15 protein-coding genes and 1 CRISPR repeat array are annotated in these 18,563 nt (G+C 54.9%); of the genes, 13 read left to right on the forward strand and 2 right to left on the reverse strand.

Annotated elements, in window-relative coordinates; genetic code table 11:
* Positions 1 to 67: 67 nt before the first annotated feature.
* Complete coding sequence (locus tag KB890_RS25460; RefSeq protein WP_004180306.1) at positions 68 to 1,147, reverse strand: malate/lactate/ureidoglycolate dehydrogenase; 1,080 nt, start codon at positions 1,145 to 1,147, stop codon at positions 68 to 70.
* Between the two features lie 302 nt (positions 1,148 to 1,449).
* On the opposite strand from KB890_RS25460, the gene KB890_RS25465 reads away from it, so the two are divergent.
* From KB890_RS25465 to KB890_RS25525, 13 genes are all read left to right on the forward strand, one after another.
* On the forward strand, positions 1,450 to 2,538 hold the full coding sequence (locus KB890_RS25465) for an ABC transporter substrate-binding protein (RefSeq protein ID WP_002908297.1): 1,089 nt from the start codon (positions 1,450 to 1,452) through the stop codon (positions 2,536 to 2,538).
* A 73-nt stretch (positions 2,539 to 2,611) separates the two neighbouring features.
* Positions 2,612 to 4,381 (forward strand): ABC transporter permease, encoded by a 1,770-nt coding sequence (locus tag KB890_RS25470; protein ID WP_004180300.1) that lies wholly within the window; start codon positions 2,612 to 2,614, stop codon positions 4,379 to 4,381.
* On the forward strand, positions 4,374 to 5,444 hold the full coding sequence (locus KB890_RS25475; RefSeq protein ID WP_002908292.1) for an ABC transporter ATP-binding protein: 1,071 nt from the start codon (positions 4,374 to 4,376) through the stop codon (positions 5,442 to 5,444). The genes KB890_RS25470 and KB890_RS25475 overlap by 8 nt, the downstream gene beginning before the upstream one ends.
* A gap of 1,242 nt (positions 5,445 to 6,686) precedes the next feature.
* A complete protein-coding gene (gene cas3, locus KB890_RS25480; RefSeq protein ID WP_015874888.1) occupies positions 6,687 to 9,302 on the forward strand; it encodes a CRISPR-associated helicase Cas3' in 2,616 nt (871 codons plus the stop codon).
* 3 nt (positions 9,303 to 9,305) lie between these two features.
* Positions 9,306 to 10,829: a type I-E CRISPR-associated protein Cse1/CasA gene (gene casA / locus KB890_RS25485; RefSeq protein ID WP_004180298.1), complete on the forward strand. Its 1,524-nt coding sequence runs from the start codon at positions 9,306 to 9,308 to the stop codon at positions 10,827 to 10,829.
* Between the two features lie 11 nt (positions 10,830 to 10,840).
* The gene (gene casB, locus KB890_RS25490; RefSeq protein ID WP_004180297.1) at positions 10,841 to 11,407 is read left to right on the forward strand and encodes a type I-E CRISPR-associated protein Cse2/CasB; all 567 of its coding nucleotides are present in this window, start codon (positions 10,841 to 10,843) and stop codon (positions 11,405 to 11,407) included.
* Entirely contained in the window at positions 11,400 to 12,047 is a 648-nt protein-coding gene (gene cas6e, locus KB890_RS25495) for a type I-E CRISPR-associated protein Cas6/Cse3/CasE (RefSeq protein ID WP_004180296.1), read from the forward strand. Before casB ends, cas6e begins: the two co-directional genes overlap by 8 nt.
* A gap of 29 nt (positions 12,048 to 12,076) precedes the next feature.
* Positions 12,077 to 13,111 (forward strand): type I-E CRISPR-associated protein Cas7/Cse4/CasC, encoded by a 1,035-nt coding sequence (cas7e, locus tag KB890_RS25500; RefSeq protein WP_004184349.1) that lies wholly within the window; start codon positions 12,077 to 12,079, stop codon positions 13,109 to 13,111.
* Positions 13,112 to 13,123: 12 nt separating this feature from the next.
* Positions 13,124 to 13,840 (forward strand): type I-E CRISPR-associated protein Cas5/CasD, encoded by a 717-nt coding sequence (cas5e, locus tag KB890_RS25505; protein WP_023317605.1) that lies wholly within the window; start codon positions 13,124 to 13,126, stop codon positions 13,838 to 13,840.
* Complete coding sequence (gene cas1e, locus KB890_RS25510) at positions 13,840 to 14,715, forward strand: type I-E CRISPR-associated endonuclease Cas1e (protein ID WP_014907439.1); 876 nt, start codon at positions 13,840 to 13,842, stop codon at positions 14,713 to 14,715. The genes cas5e and cas1e overlap by 1 nt, the downstream gene beginning before the upstream one ends.
* The gene (gene cas2e / locus KB890_RS25515) at positions 14,693 to 14,980 is read left to right on the forward strand and encodes a type I-E CRISPR-associated endoribonuclease Cas2e (protein WP_004180288.1); all 288 of its coding nucleotides are present in this window, start codon (positions 14,693 to 14,695) and stop codon (positions 14,978 to 14,980) included. The genes cas1e and cas2e overlap by 23 nt, the downstream gene beginning before the upstream one ends.
* Before the next feature lie 47 nt (positions 14,981 to 15,027).
* Positions 15,028 to 15,666: direct repeats of the CRISPR family, unit length 29 nt; unit sequence GTCTTCCCCACGCACGTGGGGGTGTTTCT.
* A 304-nt stretch (positions 15,667 to 15,970) separates the two neighbouring features.
* On the forward strand, positions 15,971 to 17,086 hold the full coding sequence (locus KB890_RS25520; RefSeq protein WP_020325169.1) for a DUF6883 domain-containing protein: 1,116 nt from the start codon (positions 15,971 to 15,973) through the stop codon (positions 17,084 to 17,086).
* A gap of 10 nt (positions 17,087 to 17,096) precedes the next feature.
* The gene (locus tag KB890_RS25525; protein WP_004891304.1) at positions 17,097 to 17,780 is read left to right on the forward strand and encodes a YrhA family protein; all 684 of its coding nucleotides are present in this window, start codon (positions 17,097 to 17,099) and stop codon (positions 17,778 to 17,780) included.
* Positions 17,781 to 17,840: 60 nt separating this feature from the next.
* Here the strand turns inward: KB890_RS25525 and KB890_RS25530 are convergent, their stop codons facing one another.
* Positions 17,841 to 18,212 (reverse strand): VOC family protein, encoded by a 372-nt coding sequence (locus tag KB890_RS25530; protein WP_002908289.1) that lies wholly within the window; start codon positions 18,210 to 18,212, stop codon positions 17,841 to 17,843.
* Positions 18,213 to 18,563 lie beyond the last annotated feature (351 nt).

Raw genomic sequence — 18,563 nt, forward strand, 5'->3', positions numbered from 1 at the left:
ATGACCTCGTCACTAATGACGATGACGCAGAGCGCCGACGTCAGACGCTCTGCGGGGTAACACGTGGCTAGGCGAGAGGGCGGCAGCGGTCGAAGTGCGATTCGCTCAGGCCGACGTCGCGCGCGGCGGCGCAGATTGCCTGCCAGCTGCCGGCATCCAGCGGGATCCCCTGCGCCAGCCGCGCTTCGCGGTTGGCGGCCTCCCATTCGCCGGGCGCCAGCACCGGGGCATCGGCATCGTGCGGCGATTGCTTACACCATGCGATAAAGGCCTCCGTCTGCGCCTGGCTGTCCGGGGCATCGAACGCGTCCGGGCGCAGGATCACCGTGGTCATGCAGTTAAAGATGGCGTCGACGCTGGTCTGCAGGCTCTCCTGATGGGTGGTTTGCCCGCCGGAGAGCGCGCCGCCGAGCACTTCGCACAGCGTCGCCAGGGCATAGCCTTTGTGCTGGGCGAAGGTGAGCAGGGCGCCCAGCGGCGAGGTCTGCATCACCGCCGGGTCGGTAGTGGGTCGACCCTCGGCGTCAATCAGGCAGCCGGGGGCCACGGCTTCGCCTTTATGCCAGGCGACGCGGGTTTTACCAAAGGCGATGGCGCTGGTGGCGTAGTCCAGCAGCAGCGGCGGATGGCCCGCGCGGGGAAACACCACGCACAGCGGGTTGGTGCCGAAGCGGCTGTCCTTCCCGCGGAACGGGGCGACCATCGGGTCGCCGATGACGCTGACGAAGTGAATGGAGATCAGCCCGGCGGCGGCGCACTGTTCGGCCCAGTAGCCGATGCGTCCGACGTGATGCGCATTGCGCAGGGCGATAGCCGCCATACCGTGCTGCTTCGCCTTTTCAATGCCTAACTGCATCGCTTCGTGGGCGACCACCTGGCCGAAGCCGGCGTTGCCGTCGAGGGTGACCACGGCGCCAGCGTCTTTGGTCACCGTGGCGTGGCGGTTGAGCTGCAGAAAACCACCGGCGTGGGATTTGACGTAGCTGGGGATCATCCCGACGCCGTGGGAGTCATGCCCGGCAAGATTGGCGGCGATCAGATGGTCCGCGACGAGGGTGGCTTCCCCTGGGGTACTGCCGAGATGGGTAAACAGTGAGACGACAAACTTATGCAGATCCGTCGCCAGAAAGCGGTGTCCTGTAGGCACTGATTCTCTCCTGTAGTCTGTTGTTATTTTGTTATGTTTGCCGTTTTATGCTGCGCCGCCCGGCGCAGAAGGTCAAGGGCGGCGTCTCCCGGCGACATGCCGCTGCGCCAGCGCCTGCGCATACGACAGACGATAAAAAACCGGGCCGGGATCGCGTTTTAATTAACGCCATAAACACCACATTTTTAAATTCTGCCAGTGTCACAAAAGCCAGAAAAAAGCCATCCCCGTCGTTGCAAGGGGAGCTGATACCACTATATGTTAAATTTGTGTTTATTAATTGATGATTAAAGGTTGGTATCATGTATAAGAAAATAAGTGGTTTAGTGGTTTCACTGACGGCCGTTTTCGCCTGTGCCGCCTGGGCGGAGGTGCCTGCGGGCTATCCCGCGGATTATCAAAAAACGATTGATGCCGCCGTAAAAGAGGGCAAGGTGGTGATCTATTCCACGACCGACACCAAAGCGGCCGGGCCGTTAATTAAGGGATTTGAAGCGCAATATCCGGGCGTCAAAGTCGAATATAACGACATGAACAGTACCGAGCTGTATAACCGCTATATCAGCGAACAGGCCGCCGGGGGCGGCAGCGGGGATGTGGTGTGGAGCTCATCGATGGATACCGCGCTGAAATTAGCCACCGAATACGCCGAACAATATGCCTCGCCGGAGGTGAAGCAATTACCCGACTGGGCGGTCTGGCAGCAAAAAGCCTATGGCACTACCTATGAGCCGGTGGTGTTTATCTATAACAAACGGCTGATCCCGCAGAATGAGGTTCCGGATTCGCATACCGCGCTGGCAAAACTTATCGCCAGCCAGGCCGATAAATTTAAAGGCAAAGTCACCACCTACGATATCGAAAAATCGGGCCTCGGCTTTATGCTGGCGGTACAGGACAGCCAGGCCGACGCGAACTATTTTGCCGACCTGGCGAATATCGCCAAAGGCGGCCTGACGGTGCAGTCATCCACCGGCACAATGATGGAGCGCGTCTCCTCCGGCGAAAACCTGATCGGCTATAACATTCTTGGCTCTTATGCCGAAGCGCGGGCGAAAAACGATCCCTCTTTAGGTATTGCTTATCCGAAAGATTACGTGCTGGTGCTCTCCCGCGTCTCGTTTATTAGCCAGGAGAGCGAACATCCCAATGCGGCGAAATTGTGGCTGGATTATGTCCTGTCGGAAAAAGGCCAGCAGATCCTCGCCAGCCAGGCGGATATTCCCTCTATTCGTCGCGATATTGCAGGTAAAAATGATATCGACGGCATGACCGCGCTGCTGGGCAAAGCGTTAAAACCGATCCCGGTCAACGAAACGCTGCTCGATTATTTACAGCCGCAAAAACGTCTGCAGTTTATTAAACAATGGCGCAGCGCCGCCGCGAAATAATCCTCCCATGGGGCATCGCCGATGCCCCTATTCACACCCGGCGGGTTTATTCACCTGACCGAAGGGATGAACCATGAACGTATTACGCAGAAAGTGGCAGGGGCTGCCGCGCGGCGTGGTGGTGTGCATCACGGCGCTGGTGATTTATGTCCCACTGTTATTTATTGTGGTGCAGAGTTTTCTTTCGGCACCGTTCTTTTCCCGCTCCAAATCGTGGAGTCTGGAAGCGTTCGCCTTTATTTTTACCGACCCGGATTTTTATCTGGCATTAAGGTCAGGTTTTATTCTGGCCTTTGGCCTGGTGATTATCGCCATTCCGCTGGGCGGTATTTTGGCGTTTCTGATGGTGCGCACCGATTTACCCGGCCGGCGGATCATTGAGCCGCTGATCCTGGTGCCGATCTTCGTCTCGCCGATGGTGCTGGGCTTTGGCTACGTGGTGGCCGCCGGGCCGGTAGGCTTCTTTTCCCAGTGGGCGCAGCAGCTGATCGGCTTTGTGCCGTGGAATATCTACTCGATGTTCAGCATTGTGGTCATCGCCGGCTTAACCCACGTTCCGCACGCCTATCTTTATATCTCTTCGGCGCTGCGCAGCGTCGGTTCCGACGTGGAAGAGGCGGCGCGCACCGTCGGCGCTACCCCGCTGCAGGTGATGACCTCGGTGAGTCTGCCGATGGTGCGGCCATCCATCCTTTACGCCTGCGTGCTGCTCTTCTTCCTCGGTCTGGAGGTTTTCGGTCTGATGCTGGTGCTGGGCGACCCCGAGGGCAACATGGTGCTGGCGACCTATCTTTATAAGCTGACCAACAAGCTCGGCACCCCATCCTACCATCTGATGGCGGCGGTGGCGGTGGTGCTGATCTGCATTACCATCCCGCTGGTGATGCTCCAGCGGCGACTGATGCGCACCGCCAACCGCTTTGTCACCATGAAGGGCAAGGCGTCGCAGGCGCGGGCGCTGCCGCTGGGCAAATGGCGCTGGGTGGCCGGGGCGGTGGTGGTGGCCTGGCTGACGGTGACCATCGGCGTACCGCTGCTCGGCGTGGCGCTGCGCGCTTTTATCTCCAACTGGGGCGTCGGTGTGTCGCTGTGGGATGAGCTGTCGCTGGCGACGTTCCACAATATCTGGCAGCAGCCCAACCTGCTGCGGGCGATCGTCAACTCGATGGCTATCGGCATCATCGGCGGCGCGCTGGCGGTGATCTGCTATCTGTTTGTCGGCATCGCCATGCACCGCAAAGCGGACAACGTCACCCGCTTTGTCGACTACAGCGTGCTGGTCCCGCGCGCGGTACCGGGGCTGCTGGCCGGTCTGGCCTTCCTGTGGGTATTCCTGTTTGTGCCGATGTGGCTCGATCAGTCGCTGAAGCACGGCTGGCTCTCGGCGCTGCCGGTGGCCGACTGGCTGCGGGAGCACCTTATCGTGCAGCTGCGCGCCCTGCGCAACACCATCTTCAGCGTCTGGCTGGCCTACACCGTGGTGTGGATGGCCTACGGCCTGCGGCTCATCTCCTCGACGCTGCTGCAGGTGGGCCCGGAGCTGGAGGAGGCGGCGCGTAGCACCGGCGCCTCGCGGAGGCAGATCACCCGCCACGTGACCGTTCCGCTGTCGCGCTATGGGCTGATTGGCTCCTGGTTGCTGATGTTCCTGATCTTTGAGCGCGAGTATTCCACCGGCGTCTATCTGCTGTCGCCGGGTACCGAAACCATCGGCTCGATGCTGGTGTCGCTGTGGGCGGCGGGGGCCATCGATATCGTCGCGGCGCTCTCCTTTATCAATATTCTGCTGGTGGTGATTGGCCTGGGTATCGCCCTGCGCTTTGGAGTGAAATTACATGATTGAGTTATCGGTAGAAAATCTGCATCTCACCTATGGCGATAACCCGGTGTTGAAGGGGGTGTCCATGACGCTCGGCCGGGGGGAGGTAGTATCGCTGCTGGGGCCTTCGGGAAGTGGGAAAACCACGCTGCTGCGGGCAGTGGCCGGGCTGGAAAAACCGACGAGCGGACGGATCGCCATCGGCAACCGCACGGTGTACGACGGCACGCCGCGCAGCGAGATCCCGGCCGAAGAGCGTAACCTCGGCCTGGTGTTCCAGTCCTATGCCCTGTGGCCGCACAAAACGGTGTTCGACAATGTGGCCTATCCGCTGAAGCTGCGTAAAGTGGCCGCCGGGGAGATAAAAGAGCGGGTGCAGCGTGTGCTGGATCAGCTGGGGCTGGGGCACCTTGGCAACCGCCATCCGCACCAGCTCTCCGGTGGCCAGCAGCAGCGGGTGGCCATCGGTCGGGCGCTGGTTTACAACCCGCCGGTGATCCTGCTGGATGAACCGCTCTCCAACCTTGACGCCAAGCTGCGCGAAGAGGCGCGGGTGTTTCTGCGCGAGCTGATCATTAAGCTGGGCCTCTCGGCGCTGATGGTCACCCACGATCAGAATGAAGCAATGGCCATCTCCGATCGTATTCTGCTGCTGAACAATGGCGTCATTGAGCAACAGGGGACGCCGCAGGAGATGTACGGCAGCCCGGCGACGCTGTTCGCCGCTGAGTTTATGGGCAGCAATAACCGCCTGCACGGCAAAGTGATGGCGCTGGAGAACGGCAGGGCGCGGATCGAAGGCGCCAGCTGGAGCCTGTGGGGGCGAGCGGGCGAGGGGGTTAGCGTTGGCGAGCCGGCGACGGCGGTGATCCGCGTCGAGCGCCTGCGACTCGACGGCGCAGCGCAGGATAACAGCCTCCAGCTACCGCTGCTGACCAGCATGTACCTCGGCGACCGCTGGGAGTACCTGTTCCGTACCGAAGGCGACGACTTTCCGCTGCGCGCCTACGGAACGGCGCTGCGCGATGCCGAACACTGCCATCTGACGCTCCCGGCGGAGGATGTGTGGATTTTTCCGCAGCGGTAACTTCGCGAAGCCACGGAAGGCAAGCGCCAGGATGACGCGCTACGTTCTGGGGATGACAAAAGCGTTTTACCCCCGGCTGCGGGCCGGGCAGGCCAGTAGGGTAGACCGGTCCAGGTCAGCAGCAAATCGACGGTGGTTATATGGTGACATACTTTTTCGTTTGATGAATGTTGATGCTGATGCGGAAACCCTGCGGAGTGCAATTGTTGTAAATCTGGCGTTTTAATACGCCGCTAAACACAATATGCTGGTGTCTTCCCCACACGCGTGGGGGTGTTTCTGCCTCCAATGCAATCACCGGCCTGCTAACCGGGTCTTCCCCACACGCGTGGGGGTGTTTCCGTGTCGAAGCGCACCTCGTAGCCGAGCCAGTCGTCTTCCCCACACGCGTGGGGGTGTTTCCGTCATCAGCGCCTTGTTCCAGCGGCGACCACCGTCTTCCCCACACGCGTGGGGGTGTTTCTCCAGTCGTCGTAGTCCTCGGTAATGTCCTCGAGTCTTCCCCACACGCGTGGGGGTGTTTCTATCGTGCAGAGTCACAACCTGACGGGATTATCGTCTTCCCCACACGCGTGGGGGTGTTTCTCGTGCATGGTGAGGATTCTACAGTCGCACCATGTCTTCCCCACACGCGTGGGGGTGTTTCTACCTCCCGGCGTCCGCGCCAGGGCGATCACGTGTCTTCCCCCACACGCGTGGGGGTGTTTCCCTGCAGCTGGCCGTCGAGCTGACGGATGCCGGGTCTTCCCCACATGTGTGGGGGTGTTTCTTCATCACGTGTGAGCGGATTTGGCTCTATCCTGTCTTCCCCACATGCGTGGAGGTGTTTTCGCCTTTCAAGTGACGACAAGTCACGTCTGTGCGCATTTCTCAGATGAAAGGGGATTCCTGACGTAGAGGCATCAATGCCGTGACATAGTTATCCTTAATGTACATCAATGTCTTCGAAATTTCGTTTGGCCAGCACAGTCTCATATGTTTTTTGTATGATTTTACTTATAAATATTCGTGAACTATGTTTGTCCTATACTTTCTTTAGGGGCATCTAAATCATTCGAGTTTATTACTCGTCTGGAGATATTGTTCTTCATATTAATTATTTATAGCTTTTTATATTATTATTTTTGGCTTTTATCTTTAATTCAGTGTGTTGTGGATATTTTTGATTTTATAAAAAGTTATTTATAAGTTTCCCGGTTTTTAGTATTAATAAAGGGCACATGTTTTTTAAGGAAAAATTCCATGAGGCGCTTGATCAGGGTTTCGCTACAAAATCAACATGCCATCGCGGCGATAAGTTTTGAAAACTGTCCAGCGAAAACCCGGATGTTGAGTGATGGTCGCGTGGTGCAGGGACGCTCGGTATTGAGCCATTGTCAGATTGTCGGGGAGATTGCTCGGGCGCTTATAGCGTTGTATCCCGAACCGATGCGAAGTCGACTCTTTCCAGCGGGAAGTGAAATGGCAGCGGCTGGCCACGATATCGGAAAGGTCAGTCCGACTTTTGCCGCCAAAATTTTTGCGGCATGTGACGTTAATGATCACCGTCTTGCTGGGTTATCGGCGGTGAACCCCGGACTCGAAACACTCTGGGGAGGACATGCAGGCGTCAGTCAGGCGACAGCGGAAAGTTTACATGCTCCGCGCTATGTTCCTGAGATCCTCGGTCAGCATCATGGTTTTAATCCAGGGCTCAACGGCAGGCGTGGCGACGCTGAAGTATTCGGCGGGCCGCTCTGGTTTGATGAGCGTAAAAAACTCGTGGATAAGCTGAAAGCGGAATTCTCCGCAGATTGGCCGACATTTGATTCAGCCGCTCAGGCTCGCGTGGTCGCCGGGTTGACCTCGGTAGCTGACTGGATTGGATCCGGTGAGTTTTTTGAAAATCCTGAGCAAGCGTGGCAGCCTGTCATAACCGCAGCCCTTAATAACGCCGGCTTTATTAAACCCGTTATCCGTCAGGGACTATCCTTTGCGGACGTCTTTTTTCCTGACGATCCACCGAAGAAACCACGCGAAGCGCAATCGCGCTTTATTGACCAGGTTGTGGGGCCTGGTCTCTATATTCTCGAAGCGCAAATGGGAATGGGGAAAACCGAAGCCGCGTTATACGCGGCTTATCAAATGTTGGTCCAGGAAAAAGCAACCGGCATTTATTTTGCGCTACCCACCCAGCTAACCTCGAACAAAATATACGATCGCTTTAATGCGTTTTTGCATCAGATTGTCAGTACTGAAACCCCGCAACATGCCTTACTTTTGCATTCCGGCGCCTGGTTGATGGATACCGAGATGGGGGAGGAAGGAAGCCCTGGTGGTGCGTGGTTTAACCACCGTAAACGCGGCTTATTAGCGCCGTTTGCCGTCGGTACCATCGATCAGGCGTTGATGGCGGTGATGAATGTTAAGCATGGTTTTGTCAGAGCGTATGGGCTCGCAGGCAAGGTTGTGATCCTTGATGAAGTTCATACTTACGATTTATACACTGGCACGATTCTTAATGCGTTAGTCGAATTCCTCCGTCAAATCGACTGTACAGTGATTATTCTTAGCGCCACGCTGAGTCAGACGCGTCGCGACGCATTACTGCAGCAAAGCACAACCAGTGAGGCATACCCGCTGATTACCGCGGCGCCATCAGCGGAACGGGAGCGCGGTCTGGTCGAGATTGGCGTTCCCGTCACCGAGAATACCACCGTCATCCTCCATTCTTGTCGTAAAGATGAGTCCGCGCGGGAAGAGGCGCTGCGGCGCGCAGAGCTCGGGCAGCAGGTTTTATGGATTGAGAACACCATTGCCGAAGCGCAACAAACATATCTGGACTTGGCCAGCCGGGCGGTCGAGGCGGGATGTGAAACAGGACTCTTACATTCCCGTTTTACGCCCCAGCACCGCAACCGGCATGAGCAACGCTGGGTCGCGCTTTACGGCCGGGCGGGTTGGCCCCAACGTAAACAGTGCGGACGCATTTTAGTCGGGACCCAGGTTCTGGAACAATCCCTCGATATAGATGCTGATTTCCTCGTCAGCCGTTTTGCGCCAACCGATATGTTGCTGCAACGTCTTGGTCGGCTGTGGCGACATACCGATACGCCCCGCCATGCCAGCGCGAAGGCGGAATGCTGGCTATTGTCCCCCTCGCTGGAGAGTGCTTTAGCCAACCCGGGTTCTGCATTCGGCATGAGCGCGATGGTCTATTCGCCCTATGTGTTATGCCGCAGTCTGGAGGTCTGGCAAGCGATCCCGTCCCTCTCATTGCCAGGGGATATTCGCCCCCTGATCGATCAAACCTATACCGAGCGCGCTGAAGAGGGGACATGGGCCACCCTATTGCATGAGCTGAAGAATGGCAGCCGCTTTCGTTCAGGAGAACAGGCGCTGCAGTCGCTGGCGAAGCTCACGTTATCTACCGGCGGGAAAACGCTGCCTGAGCATAAAGCGGAGACTCGCTATAGCGATCGTGACACCCATGACCTGTTGCTGCTGCGTGGTCTGCGTACGCAAGACGGCATCACGTATATGCGCCTGCTAGATGGTGCTGAATTAACCCTTCCGCATGGGCGCCATCGTTTAAGCCGGGCGCAGTGGCGACAGCTGGCGGTGGTGCTTAATCAGCAGCTGGTGCGAGTTAGCCCGGCTTTTTGTCCGCCCACAATAGCTAAAAGTGAGCTGGAAAAATTACACCTGCAGGAGGTGTTCTATCTTGGTCGCCCCGAAGATGACGAGGCGTTACTGCGGGTTGCGATTGTCAGCCCGGCGGGTGAGTTGAAGACACTGGATGGCCGGCCCGCAGGCGATAAATACACTCTCGAATATAGTGAATATCTTGGCTTCCGGGCCATTTCCAAAAAGGAATAAACCATGGAGAACCGCTTCAATTTGATTGATGAACCCTGGATTGCGGTCGTGGATGTGGGGTTGGTCAGTTTAACCGATATTTTCAGCCAGCCGGAATTACGCGCTTTAGGTGGGAATCCGGTAGAAAAAATCGCGCTCACTAAATTGCTACTCGCCATCGCCCAGGCAGCAGCGACGCCGACAGATGATAGCGACTGGCAGCAGATGGGCTGGCAGGGAATGGCCCATTGCTGCCTGCAGTACCTTGCTAAATGGCATGACCGTTTTTATCTGTATGGCGAAAAGCCGTTCTTACAGATGCCCGCTATTCAGGCCGCGGAATGTAAGTCATTGGGAGTATTATCACCGGAGGTGAGTACCGGCAATACCACCGTTTTGACCGAAAGTCAGCAACAGCAGCAATTAACTGATGCAGACAAAGCGCTAGCTATTGTTATGCAAATGGGCTTTGGGCTCGGAGGCAAGAAAACCGATAACTCTGTGGTATTAACGCCGGGCTATCGGGGTAAACAAAACGACAAGGGAAAGCCGGGCAGTGGAAAGGCCGGGGTTTCTGTCGGGCATATGGGATTGTTACATTCGTTCTGGCAGGGGAATTCAATCGTACAGAGCATTTGGCTCAATTTGTTTACCGCTGAGGATATTACGCAGCTGGCGATGTATCCCACGCTGGGGACTGCTCCCTGGGAGCGAATGCCGACAGGGGAAGATGATGACATTGCGCGCTCGTTGAAAGCGTCGTTGCTGGGCCGCTTGATCTCGATGGGTAAATTTTGTCTGTTAGCTGAGGACGGCATTCACTATAGCGATGGAATAAGCCATGCCGGTTATCTGGAGGGCAAAACCGACCCCTCGGTGTCCGTCGATTTTTCAGGAAAGAAACCAAAGGCGTTATGGGTTAATCCGGGTAAACGCCCCTGGCGCGAACTGACGTCGTTATTGCAGTTTATTGAGCAAGATAGCCCCCGGGGATATGAAACCCGTCAGCTTAGCCTTCCTCTGAAGCGGATAACCCATCATGCGGAGCAGTTTGCGCTATGGTCAGGCGGCTTAAGGGTGAGTAGTAATGCGGGGGAACAGTACGCTTCAGGGACCGATGATTATGTTCAGTCAGAAATATGGTTGTCATCAGATTTAATCAATCACACATTTTTAGAGTATTTAAAATATGAAATGACGCAGCTTGATGCTGTGCAAAAACAGCTTTGGGGTGCAGTTGTACGTTATTTTCGCCAGCTATCAGATATTGATAAATCAGCGACAGGGAAGGCTCAACCCTTTGTGGCAAAGCAGGCCGAAAAAGCGACGACGATATTCTGGCAACTTTGTGAACGTCAGGCTCAGACCCTAATTAATGCTTGCTTGAATTCCGGTGAAGACCATACCGCGCGTCTTCAGTTACGAAAAATTTTTGCCAGGTACGCCGGGCAGGTTTTTGATCAGCTCTGTCCCGCCGACAGTGCCCGTCAATTAGATGCCTGGGCGCTGGCCCGGCCTAATTTTTCCCAATATCTCACCCTCGATTAAGGAGGATCATCATGGATCAGGTTCCTGCAGACGTTACCGCCGAAAGCGCCGGTAACGAATCGCCTGCCAAACGATTTGTCGGTTACGTGATTGAGCGTATCGCGAAAGACAATGGCTTTGCCGCCCGCCTTAAACGAGCGGATAACCCGGCGACCGAGTATCAGAGCTGGGAAATCCTGGCGGGGTTTGGCATTGACCTGGAAAAAGAGTGGCAACGCCTGCCGTACTGCGTCATTGGCGCCGCGCTGGCAAAGGCGAAACCGGCCAGCAATGGCACAATCACTCTGGGGGCCGCCATTGCCGGTTGTTATCCCGAAGGCAATCAGTCTGAACAGGCGAAAGCTCGCCTGCGACGGCTGTTGGCCTGTACTTCGACCAGCGAAGCGTGCCGTATTTTGCGCCCGTTGTTGGCATTAATGGCCAGCCGCAGTGTGACGCCGGATTTCGCAGGGCTACTCAACGAACTGCAGTGGTTCTCCGGCAGCAGTCGCGAACGGATCCGCGCCCGCTGGGCGCAGGAATTCTATCGTCGTGCCGGTGAGGCTGCCGGGAGTGAGGCGAGGAATTCACATGACTGACCTCTTTGCGAGTGCTTTACATCTCGATCGCGCTGCGGTGAAAGCGCTGAAAATAAGCGATGCCTACTCCCTACACCGGGTGGTGTACAGCCTGTTTGCTGACGCGCGTACAGACCGGGAGAAGTGCAGCCATATTTCGAGCGGGATCGCCTATGCCGACCAGGGCGGGGATTTTCATGGCCGCAAAATATTGATCGTCTCTGACAGACCTCCGGCTGCAAAGGTTGATGGGCTGTACGGTGAGGTCATCAGTAAATCGATTCCGGCCGCCTTTCTCTCCCATTCGCGTTATCGCTTTCAGGTACAAGTGAATCCGGTACGGAAAGATAAGCAAACGGGTAAACGCGTCGCGGTGAAAGGCCGGGCCGATATTGCGCAGTGGTTTATTCAGCGAGCCGCCAGCCGCTGGGGCTTTGACGTTGACCTTCCTGGCTTGCAGGTTGAGGCGATGGAAGTGCTGCAGTTTAAAGATAAAGCCGGCCGCCAGGTAACGCTTGGCAAGGCGACGGTGCAGGGGCTGCTCACCGTCACCGACCGACAGAAGTTCCAGCATAGTTTTCATCATGGCATTGGTAAAGGGCGAGCCTTTGGCTGCGGCCTGCTGCAGATTGTGCCCGTTGTTGATGCGCTTTTTTCCTGATGGTTTAACAATTTATTAAGGATAATCTTATGACTACCCCGTTCAGAAACACCCGTATTGAGTTTCATATTCTGCAGTCTTTCCCGGTGACCTGCCTTAACCGCGATGACGTGGGCGCCCCCAAGTCCGCCATCGTTGGCGGTGTGTCGCGCGCCAGAGTGTCATCGCAGTGCTGGAAGCGCCAGGTGCGTCTGGCGCTGCCTGATTTTGGTATTCGTCTCGGGGTGCGTAGTAAAAAAACTGCCTCACTGCTGGCCAACGCCTGTCGCGCACTGGGAGCGAGCGAAGAACAGGCCACCGGATGCGGTGAAGCGATGGCCGCTTTTTTCTCCGATGATACCCTGCTGTTTCTCAGCGAGGCTGAGGCCGCCGCATTTGCCGCTTATGCGCAGGGAAAAGATTTTGACGCCGCCAGCCTGAAAGACAAAGAGCTGGTCAAAGTCGCCAAAAAGGTGGTTAACAATACCCTGGATGCCCTGGATATTGCGCTTTTCGGGCGCATGGTGGCCAAAGCGGCGGATATGAACGTTGAGGCGGCGGCATCGTTCGCGCATGCCATTTCCACCCATAAAGTGAGTAATGAGGTCGAGTTTTTTACCGCCGTGGATGACTGTAAAACGGAGGATGAAAGCGGTTCGGCACATATGGGCAGCCTGGAGTTTAATTCGGCGACCTACTATCGCTATGTCAGCCTGGATCTCGGGCAACTGGCGCAGACGTTGGGTGAGGACGCCGATATGAAAACCGCCGTCGCCGCTTTTGTTAAGGCACTCTATGTCGCCGTCCCCTCAGCCCGACAGACAACGCAGTCCGGGGCCTGCCCGTGGGAATATGCCCGCGTGTTACTGCGTAAAGGTCAGGGTCTGCAGGCTTCATTCGAGCAGCCAGTTAAGAGTCAGGGTGAAGGCTTCTTATCTCCCAGTAAAGCGGCGCTCAAAAACTGGTTGCATACAAAAGAAAAACTCTCTGGCTCCTTGTTCGGCAAACAAGGCGATTATGAGTGGGGTGAGGACCTCGACTACAGCATTGACCGCCTGATCGCTGACTTACAGTCACATCTGTAATGGACGGTGGAGATGAGACAAACTACGCAATATATGCTGCTGTGGCTTGAAGGGCCGCTGCAGTCCTGGGGGGGCGATTCAAAGTTCGGTGTGCGCGATACGCTGAATTTCCCGACTCGCTCGGGCATTCTGGGGCTGATTTGCTGTGCACGAGGCGCCGCGGGGCCAGAGGTCGAGTGGCTGGCGGAGATGAATAACCTGCCGATGGAGGTTCGCGCCTACGCCCGAACCGACAAGGAGGGCCAGCCGCTCCTGCGCGAGCCGACATTGTGCGATTTCCAGATGGTTGGCAGCGGATATGACGACAGCGATCCGTGGCAAAGTCTGCTGATCCCTAAAACATCCGATGGAAAGAAAGCCGTAGGGGGTGGAACGAAAATGACCTACCGCCACTATCTCCAGGATGCCGTATTCGCCGTGGTAATGGGACTTGGCAGCCAGCAAGCCGAGTCGTTACCAGAGGCGCTACAAAATCCGGTATGGGATTTATATCTCGGTCGTAAAAGCTGCGTGCCCAGCGAGCTGATCTATCAGGGCATCTATGACAGCGCAGAAGCGGCATGGCAGCAGGCCAGGACATTAGCTGAGAGTAAGCGGCGCACGCTGAGTTACAAGGTCATTGAAGGGGAAGGGGATGGCGATGTCATCACGCTTAATGATGTCCCGGTGCAGTTCGGCCGGCATAAGCGTTACCGGGATCGTCAGGTGACCGTGCTGGAGTGCGGCTAATGGCCCAGGGGGAGAGGCTGTTTGTCAAAGTTACCCGCGAACTCCTGCCTCAGGTAAAAGATAAATATCCTTTTCTCTATCTTGAGCGCGGGCGGCTGGAAATTGATGACAGCAGTGTGAAATGGGTGGATGCGGATGGCAACGTGGTGCCTCTCCCAGTGGCGACCATCAACACGCTGCTGCTTGGCCCCGGGACAACTGTGACTCATGAGGCGATCAAAACCGCAACTGCGGCTAACTGTGCGGTGTGCTGGGTGGGCGAGGATAGCCTGCTGTTTTATGCCGCCGGTTTTTTGCCTACTGCAGATACCCGCAATCTTAAAGCGCAGATGGCGCTGGCCTGCGATGCATCGTCTACCCTCAAGGTTGCCCGGGCGATGTTTGCTAAACGCTTTCCGGATGCCGATCTGGAGGGTAAAAGTTTAAACAGCATGATGGGCATGGAGGGGAGTCGGGTTCGCGCGTTGTATCAGCAGAAAGCGCAGGAGTATGGCGTCGGCTGGAAAGGACGTCAGTTTACACCAGGCAAGTTTGAACTGAGTGACCTGACAAACCAGGTACTGACCTCCACCAACGCCGCCCTGTATGGCATTTTATGCTCGGTTGTGCATGCGATGGGCTACTCGCCGCATATCGGCTTTATCCATTCAGGTAGCCCTTTACCGTTTGTCTATGATCTGGCCGACCTTTACAAAGAACGGCTCTGTATTGATTTGGCATTTTCACTCTCGAGGGAAATGGCGGGCCGCTACGATAAACACAAAGTCTCTGAGGCATTCAGAAAGCGAGTGATAGCCCTGGATTTGCTCAACCTGATTGCGGCCGATATCAATGAGCTGATGGGAGGGAAAGGTGCTCGTCGTACTGGCAAATGATCTGCCGCCAGCGGTGCGTGGACGAATGAAGCTGTGGTTTGTCGAACCACGGCCAAATGTTTTTGTCTCAGGCGTCAAAGATTCGGTCGCGCAAACCGTTGTTGATTACCTGTTGCAGTACACGCCTGTGGAATCAGGCCTGATGCTGTTTCGCAGTATTCCTCAACCGCCTGGTTATGAAATTCGCTACAAGGGTGAGGTCAGAAAGCCGATTATTGATCTCAGTGGGTTACAGCTGATTATTGAAACCCTAAAACTGTCGTAATACGTGGATATTGTGGTTAAACTCTCGCTCTTTCACAATATGTTGGTGTCTTCCCCACGCACGTGGGGGTGTTTCTTCGCATGGCCCGATCTCGGCGCCGCCGGTGGCGTCTTCCCCACGCACGTGGGGGTGTTTCTGACGGACATACCGCGCTGCCCGGTCTGCGGCAGTCTTCCCCACGCACGTGGGGGTGTTTCCCGTTGGCGGGACAGTTTTTTCACTGACAGGTAGTCTTCCCCACGCACGTGGGGGTGTTTCTGGCACTGTCACTGTCGAGACGATATCGACTGCGTCTTCCCCACGCACGTGGGGGTGTTTCTAGATACGGCTGCATTTGGCGTGAAGGGGTGCAGTCTTCCCCACGCACGTGGGGATGTTTCTACACTGAGCATGTACGCCGTGGATGCAGTAGCGTCTTCCCCACGCACGTGGGGGTGTTTCTGTCGTCACATAGTGCTCTATCCACTGGTTAGCGTCTTCCCCACGCACGTGGGGGTGTTTCTAGTTCGCGAGGAGACGCCCCAAGGTTCACCGCGTCTTCCCCACGCACGTGGGGGTGTTTCCCTCATCTAGTAAAAGCGGTTTTGTTATGAATGGTCTTCCCCACGCACGTGGGGGTGTTTCTCCGCCGTTTAATCGCGGTGATGATATCCGGCAGTCTTCCCCACGCACGTGGGGGTGTTTCTGGAATCCACGACGCGCCGTACCAGCGCTGGCATTCGTTCTGTCTTCACCATGTACGTGGGGTGTTTCTTGTGAGGGGTCTACCAGCATTGGCGTACTGGAGTCTTCCCTACACATGTGGGACTTAGCAATAAGCGGAATACTCGTATTAGAATAAATATTTTATAGCCAGCGAAACTAAAATAATTTTTAGCTAATGAAACTGTCGTTTGGTAGAGGTAGGAATATTTTATTGCGATAGAGAAGGGAACTGTTTAAAGCAATAACGGCGAATGATTCTTATAAAATGAAGGATAGGGAATTCATATGTTTCGACTTTACCAGTCACATGATTTAATACGCCAATTAAATCCTGAAGACTTTCAATATATTTTGACACCAGCAGGTTCGCTAAGAGAAGCGTGTATAAATTACGACCTCTCCTGTGAGGCGAATGGTCACAGCCTCGCTTTTGGCCTACCGAAGGAAATATACAACTCATCTCCACATAAAAGGCCATATGAACGAAGGCAACGTAGCTATGCAGATCCTATCTATGATGAGGTAGAGCACAGGCTACAAATTGGCTGGCTTGTTGGTGTGGATATCTCCAGGTGTTGGAGCAGTGACAGAAATCCATTTTACATCGACGACAATGGCGATTTAATTTTTACCCCTACCGCTTCGTCATACCATGCGTGGTTTAAGGACGAAATTATGAACGCCTACAGGCACACGATTGCCGATCGCCAAGGAAGGAGGCCTGCTCCCACTCAGCGTATACAACACAATTATAATGGCTCAAGAATCGCACCAGCGTCAAAGACACTAAACAGTAAGACCATTGGCCGACTGCTAGCCGCTGGCGGTATATATAATGGCAACCTTGAAGGATTCCATGAAACAGCGTTGCAACTGGGTGGGGATGCGCTTGCAGGTTACGACCAGATTATGGGCAATAAAGGATTACTCATTGCAGGAGCCTCTTTCGCTGCAGGATTAACAATGGGTAGATTGAATCCTTTAAGTGAGTTAGATGAGTTATCGAGTCTCAGTAAAATACCAGCCTTCGAAAGCCCGTATGTGAAGGGCTTCATCTCTGAGAACGGTACGTTAGTGAATGCTGAATACGCCGTTATCGATCCGAAAAAACTCGCGACGTACGCTTTAGATTCAACACATCCTACAGGCGGTCATAAGGCTCGGGTGTTTGAGTCTGCCCTGGGGTACAACCCAACGAATGCGGATGTCTTAGCAGCACGAATTCAGAAGGGCGTATTATCGGCCCCGGCAACGATTTTGCAGACAAACAACTACGGTCAAACAATGGCTGTAGATATGCCAATTTTAGGCATCAATGGTGAAACGGCGGTCATCCGTACAGGCTGGATGTATGAAACAGATGCGCTCGTTCCTCGCCTGACAACTATTTACGTTAAATAGGGAAATAAACATGAAAAGTGCCGAATTAGACGTTGTGGTTTTAAGTGAGGATTTGCCGAATGAAGGGCTGGTAAAAGGAACGCTTGGTACTATTGTTATGGTTTTTAATTCGCCAACAACTGGCTATCTGGTCGAGTTTTGCGACGAGAAAGGAAAAACAATCGCAATGCCAGTTTTATTCCCCGCCCAGCTAAAGCGCTATTTCACGATTCGTAACCTGAAGTCGCTGATGGTTGAAGGTAATTATCCCGTAGCCGACCCTGTAGACCCAGACGTCATGGCAGATTTAATGCACAAAGTCGCGCCTGTTGAATGGGAGGACAAGAAAAGAAGGGTCTATGAGGATATTCAACGACTATTGATTAGTCGGCCGGACTACGCTGATATGTTCAATATTATGGATGGGGGTGAGTACAATGGCATGACATTGTACAGCCTGGTGCAGGCAGAGAACGGTGAACCTGCATGGTCGAATATCTTTGTTCGAAACTTTGATACGCGTATTAACGAAATCTATGTCGATCCGAACCTCATCGGCAAAGTAGTCATTGGTGAAGAGGGCATGTCCGTGATTGTCTACAGCTTCACAGATGACCGTTTCGAAATCCGCGATAAAGTCTCCTCGGATTATGTCATTGAGTCACATACCCACTTCAACGGACTGTTGTCCGCCCTCATTGAGCCGGTCAGCTGAATCCGACACATCCATACCTTCAGCGTTTCCCACGGACGTGGGAATTTTTTTCCACTCAGCTTACCCCGCCAGATGGCACACGGCTTCAATATTGTGCCCGTCTGGCGCAATCACAAACGCGGCGTAGTAACTGGCGTGGTAGTTTGGCCGTAGCCCCGGCGCGCCGTTGTCCTTTCCTCCGGCGGCCAGCGCCGCCTGCCAGAAGGCATCGACCTGCTCGCGGCTGTCGGCGCGAAAGGCAATGTGCAGCGGCGCCGGTTTTTCCGCACTTTGATAGAGGCATAGAGAAGCATCGCCGCTGCCGGCCAGCTCTGCGCCGTAGCTCGGTTCGCCTTCGCCGACCAGCGTTACGCCAAGCGGGGCCAGGGCCTGCAAAAAGAACGCTTTGCTGGCGGCATAGTCGCTAACGCCGAATTTCACATGATCGAACATATCTTCTCTTCTCCTGTGGACGGGATATCACCAGCTGAAGGCGCTAGCCGGACAATAGATACAAGATAGTTAACAACGGTTATTAACTTTTTTAACAGCTCAAAATGTTTAATTATTCCTAATACGAGTATTTACAGACGTTTAATCTGCCATGTACCATAAACAAAAAATAACATTTGTGATACAAGTCACTCTTTTTTGGCGCATGGGTAAGCTCAGCGCGGTGTGAATGCCGCTGGTTTACCGCCTCAAGGTTATGGCAGCACTCTTCTCACGATGACAGACCGGTGAATTTCTCTCCGATTTCCCGCGTTTCGTTGAGAATCGTCTACTATCCAAACGATAACCCTA

The sequence above is a fragment of the Klebsiella sp. P1954 genome, from assembly GCF_018199955.1.
Lineage (GTDB): Bacteria > Pseudomonadota > Gammaproteobacteria > Enterobacterales > Enterobacteriaceae > Klebsiella > Klebsiella pneumoniae.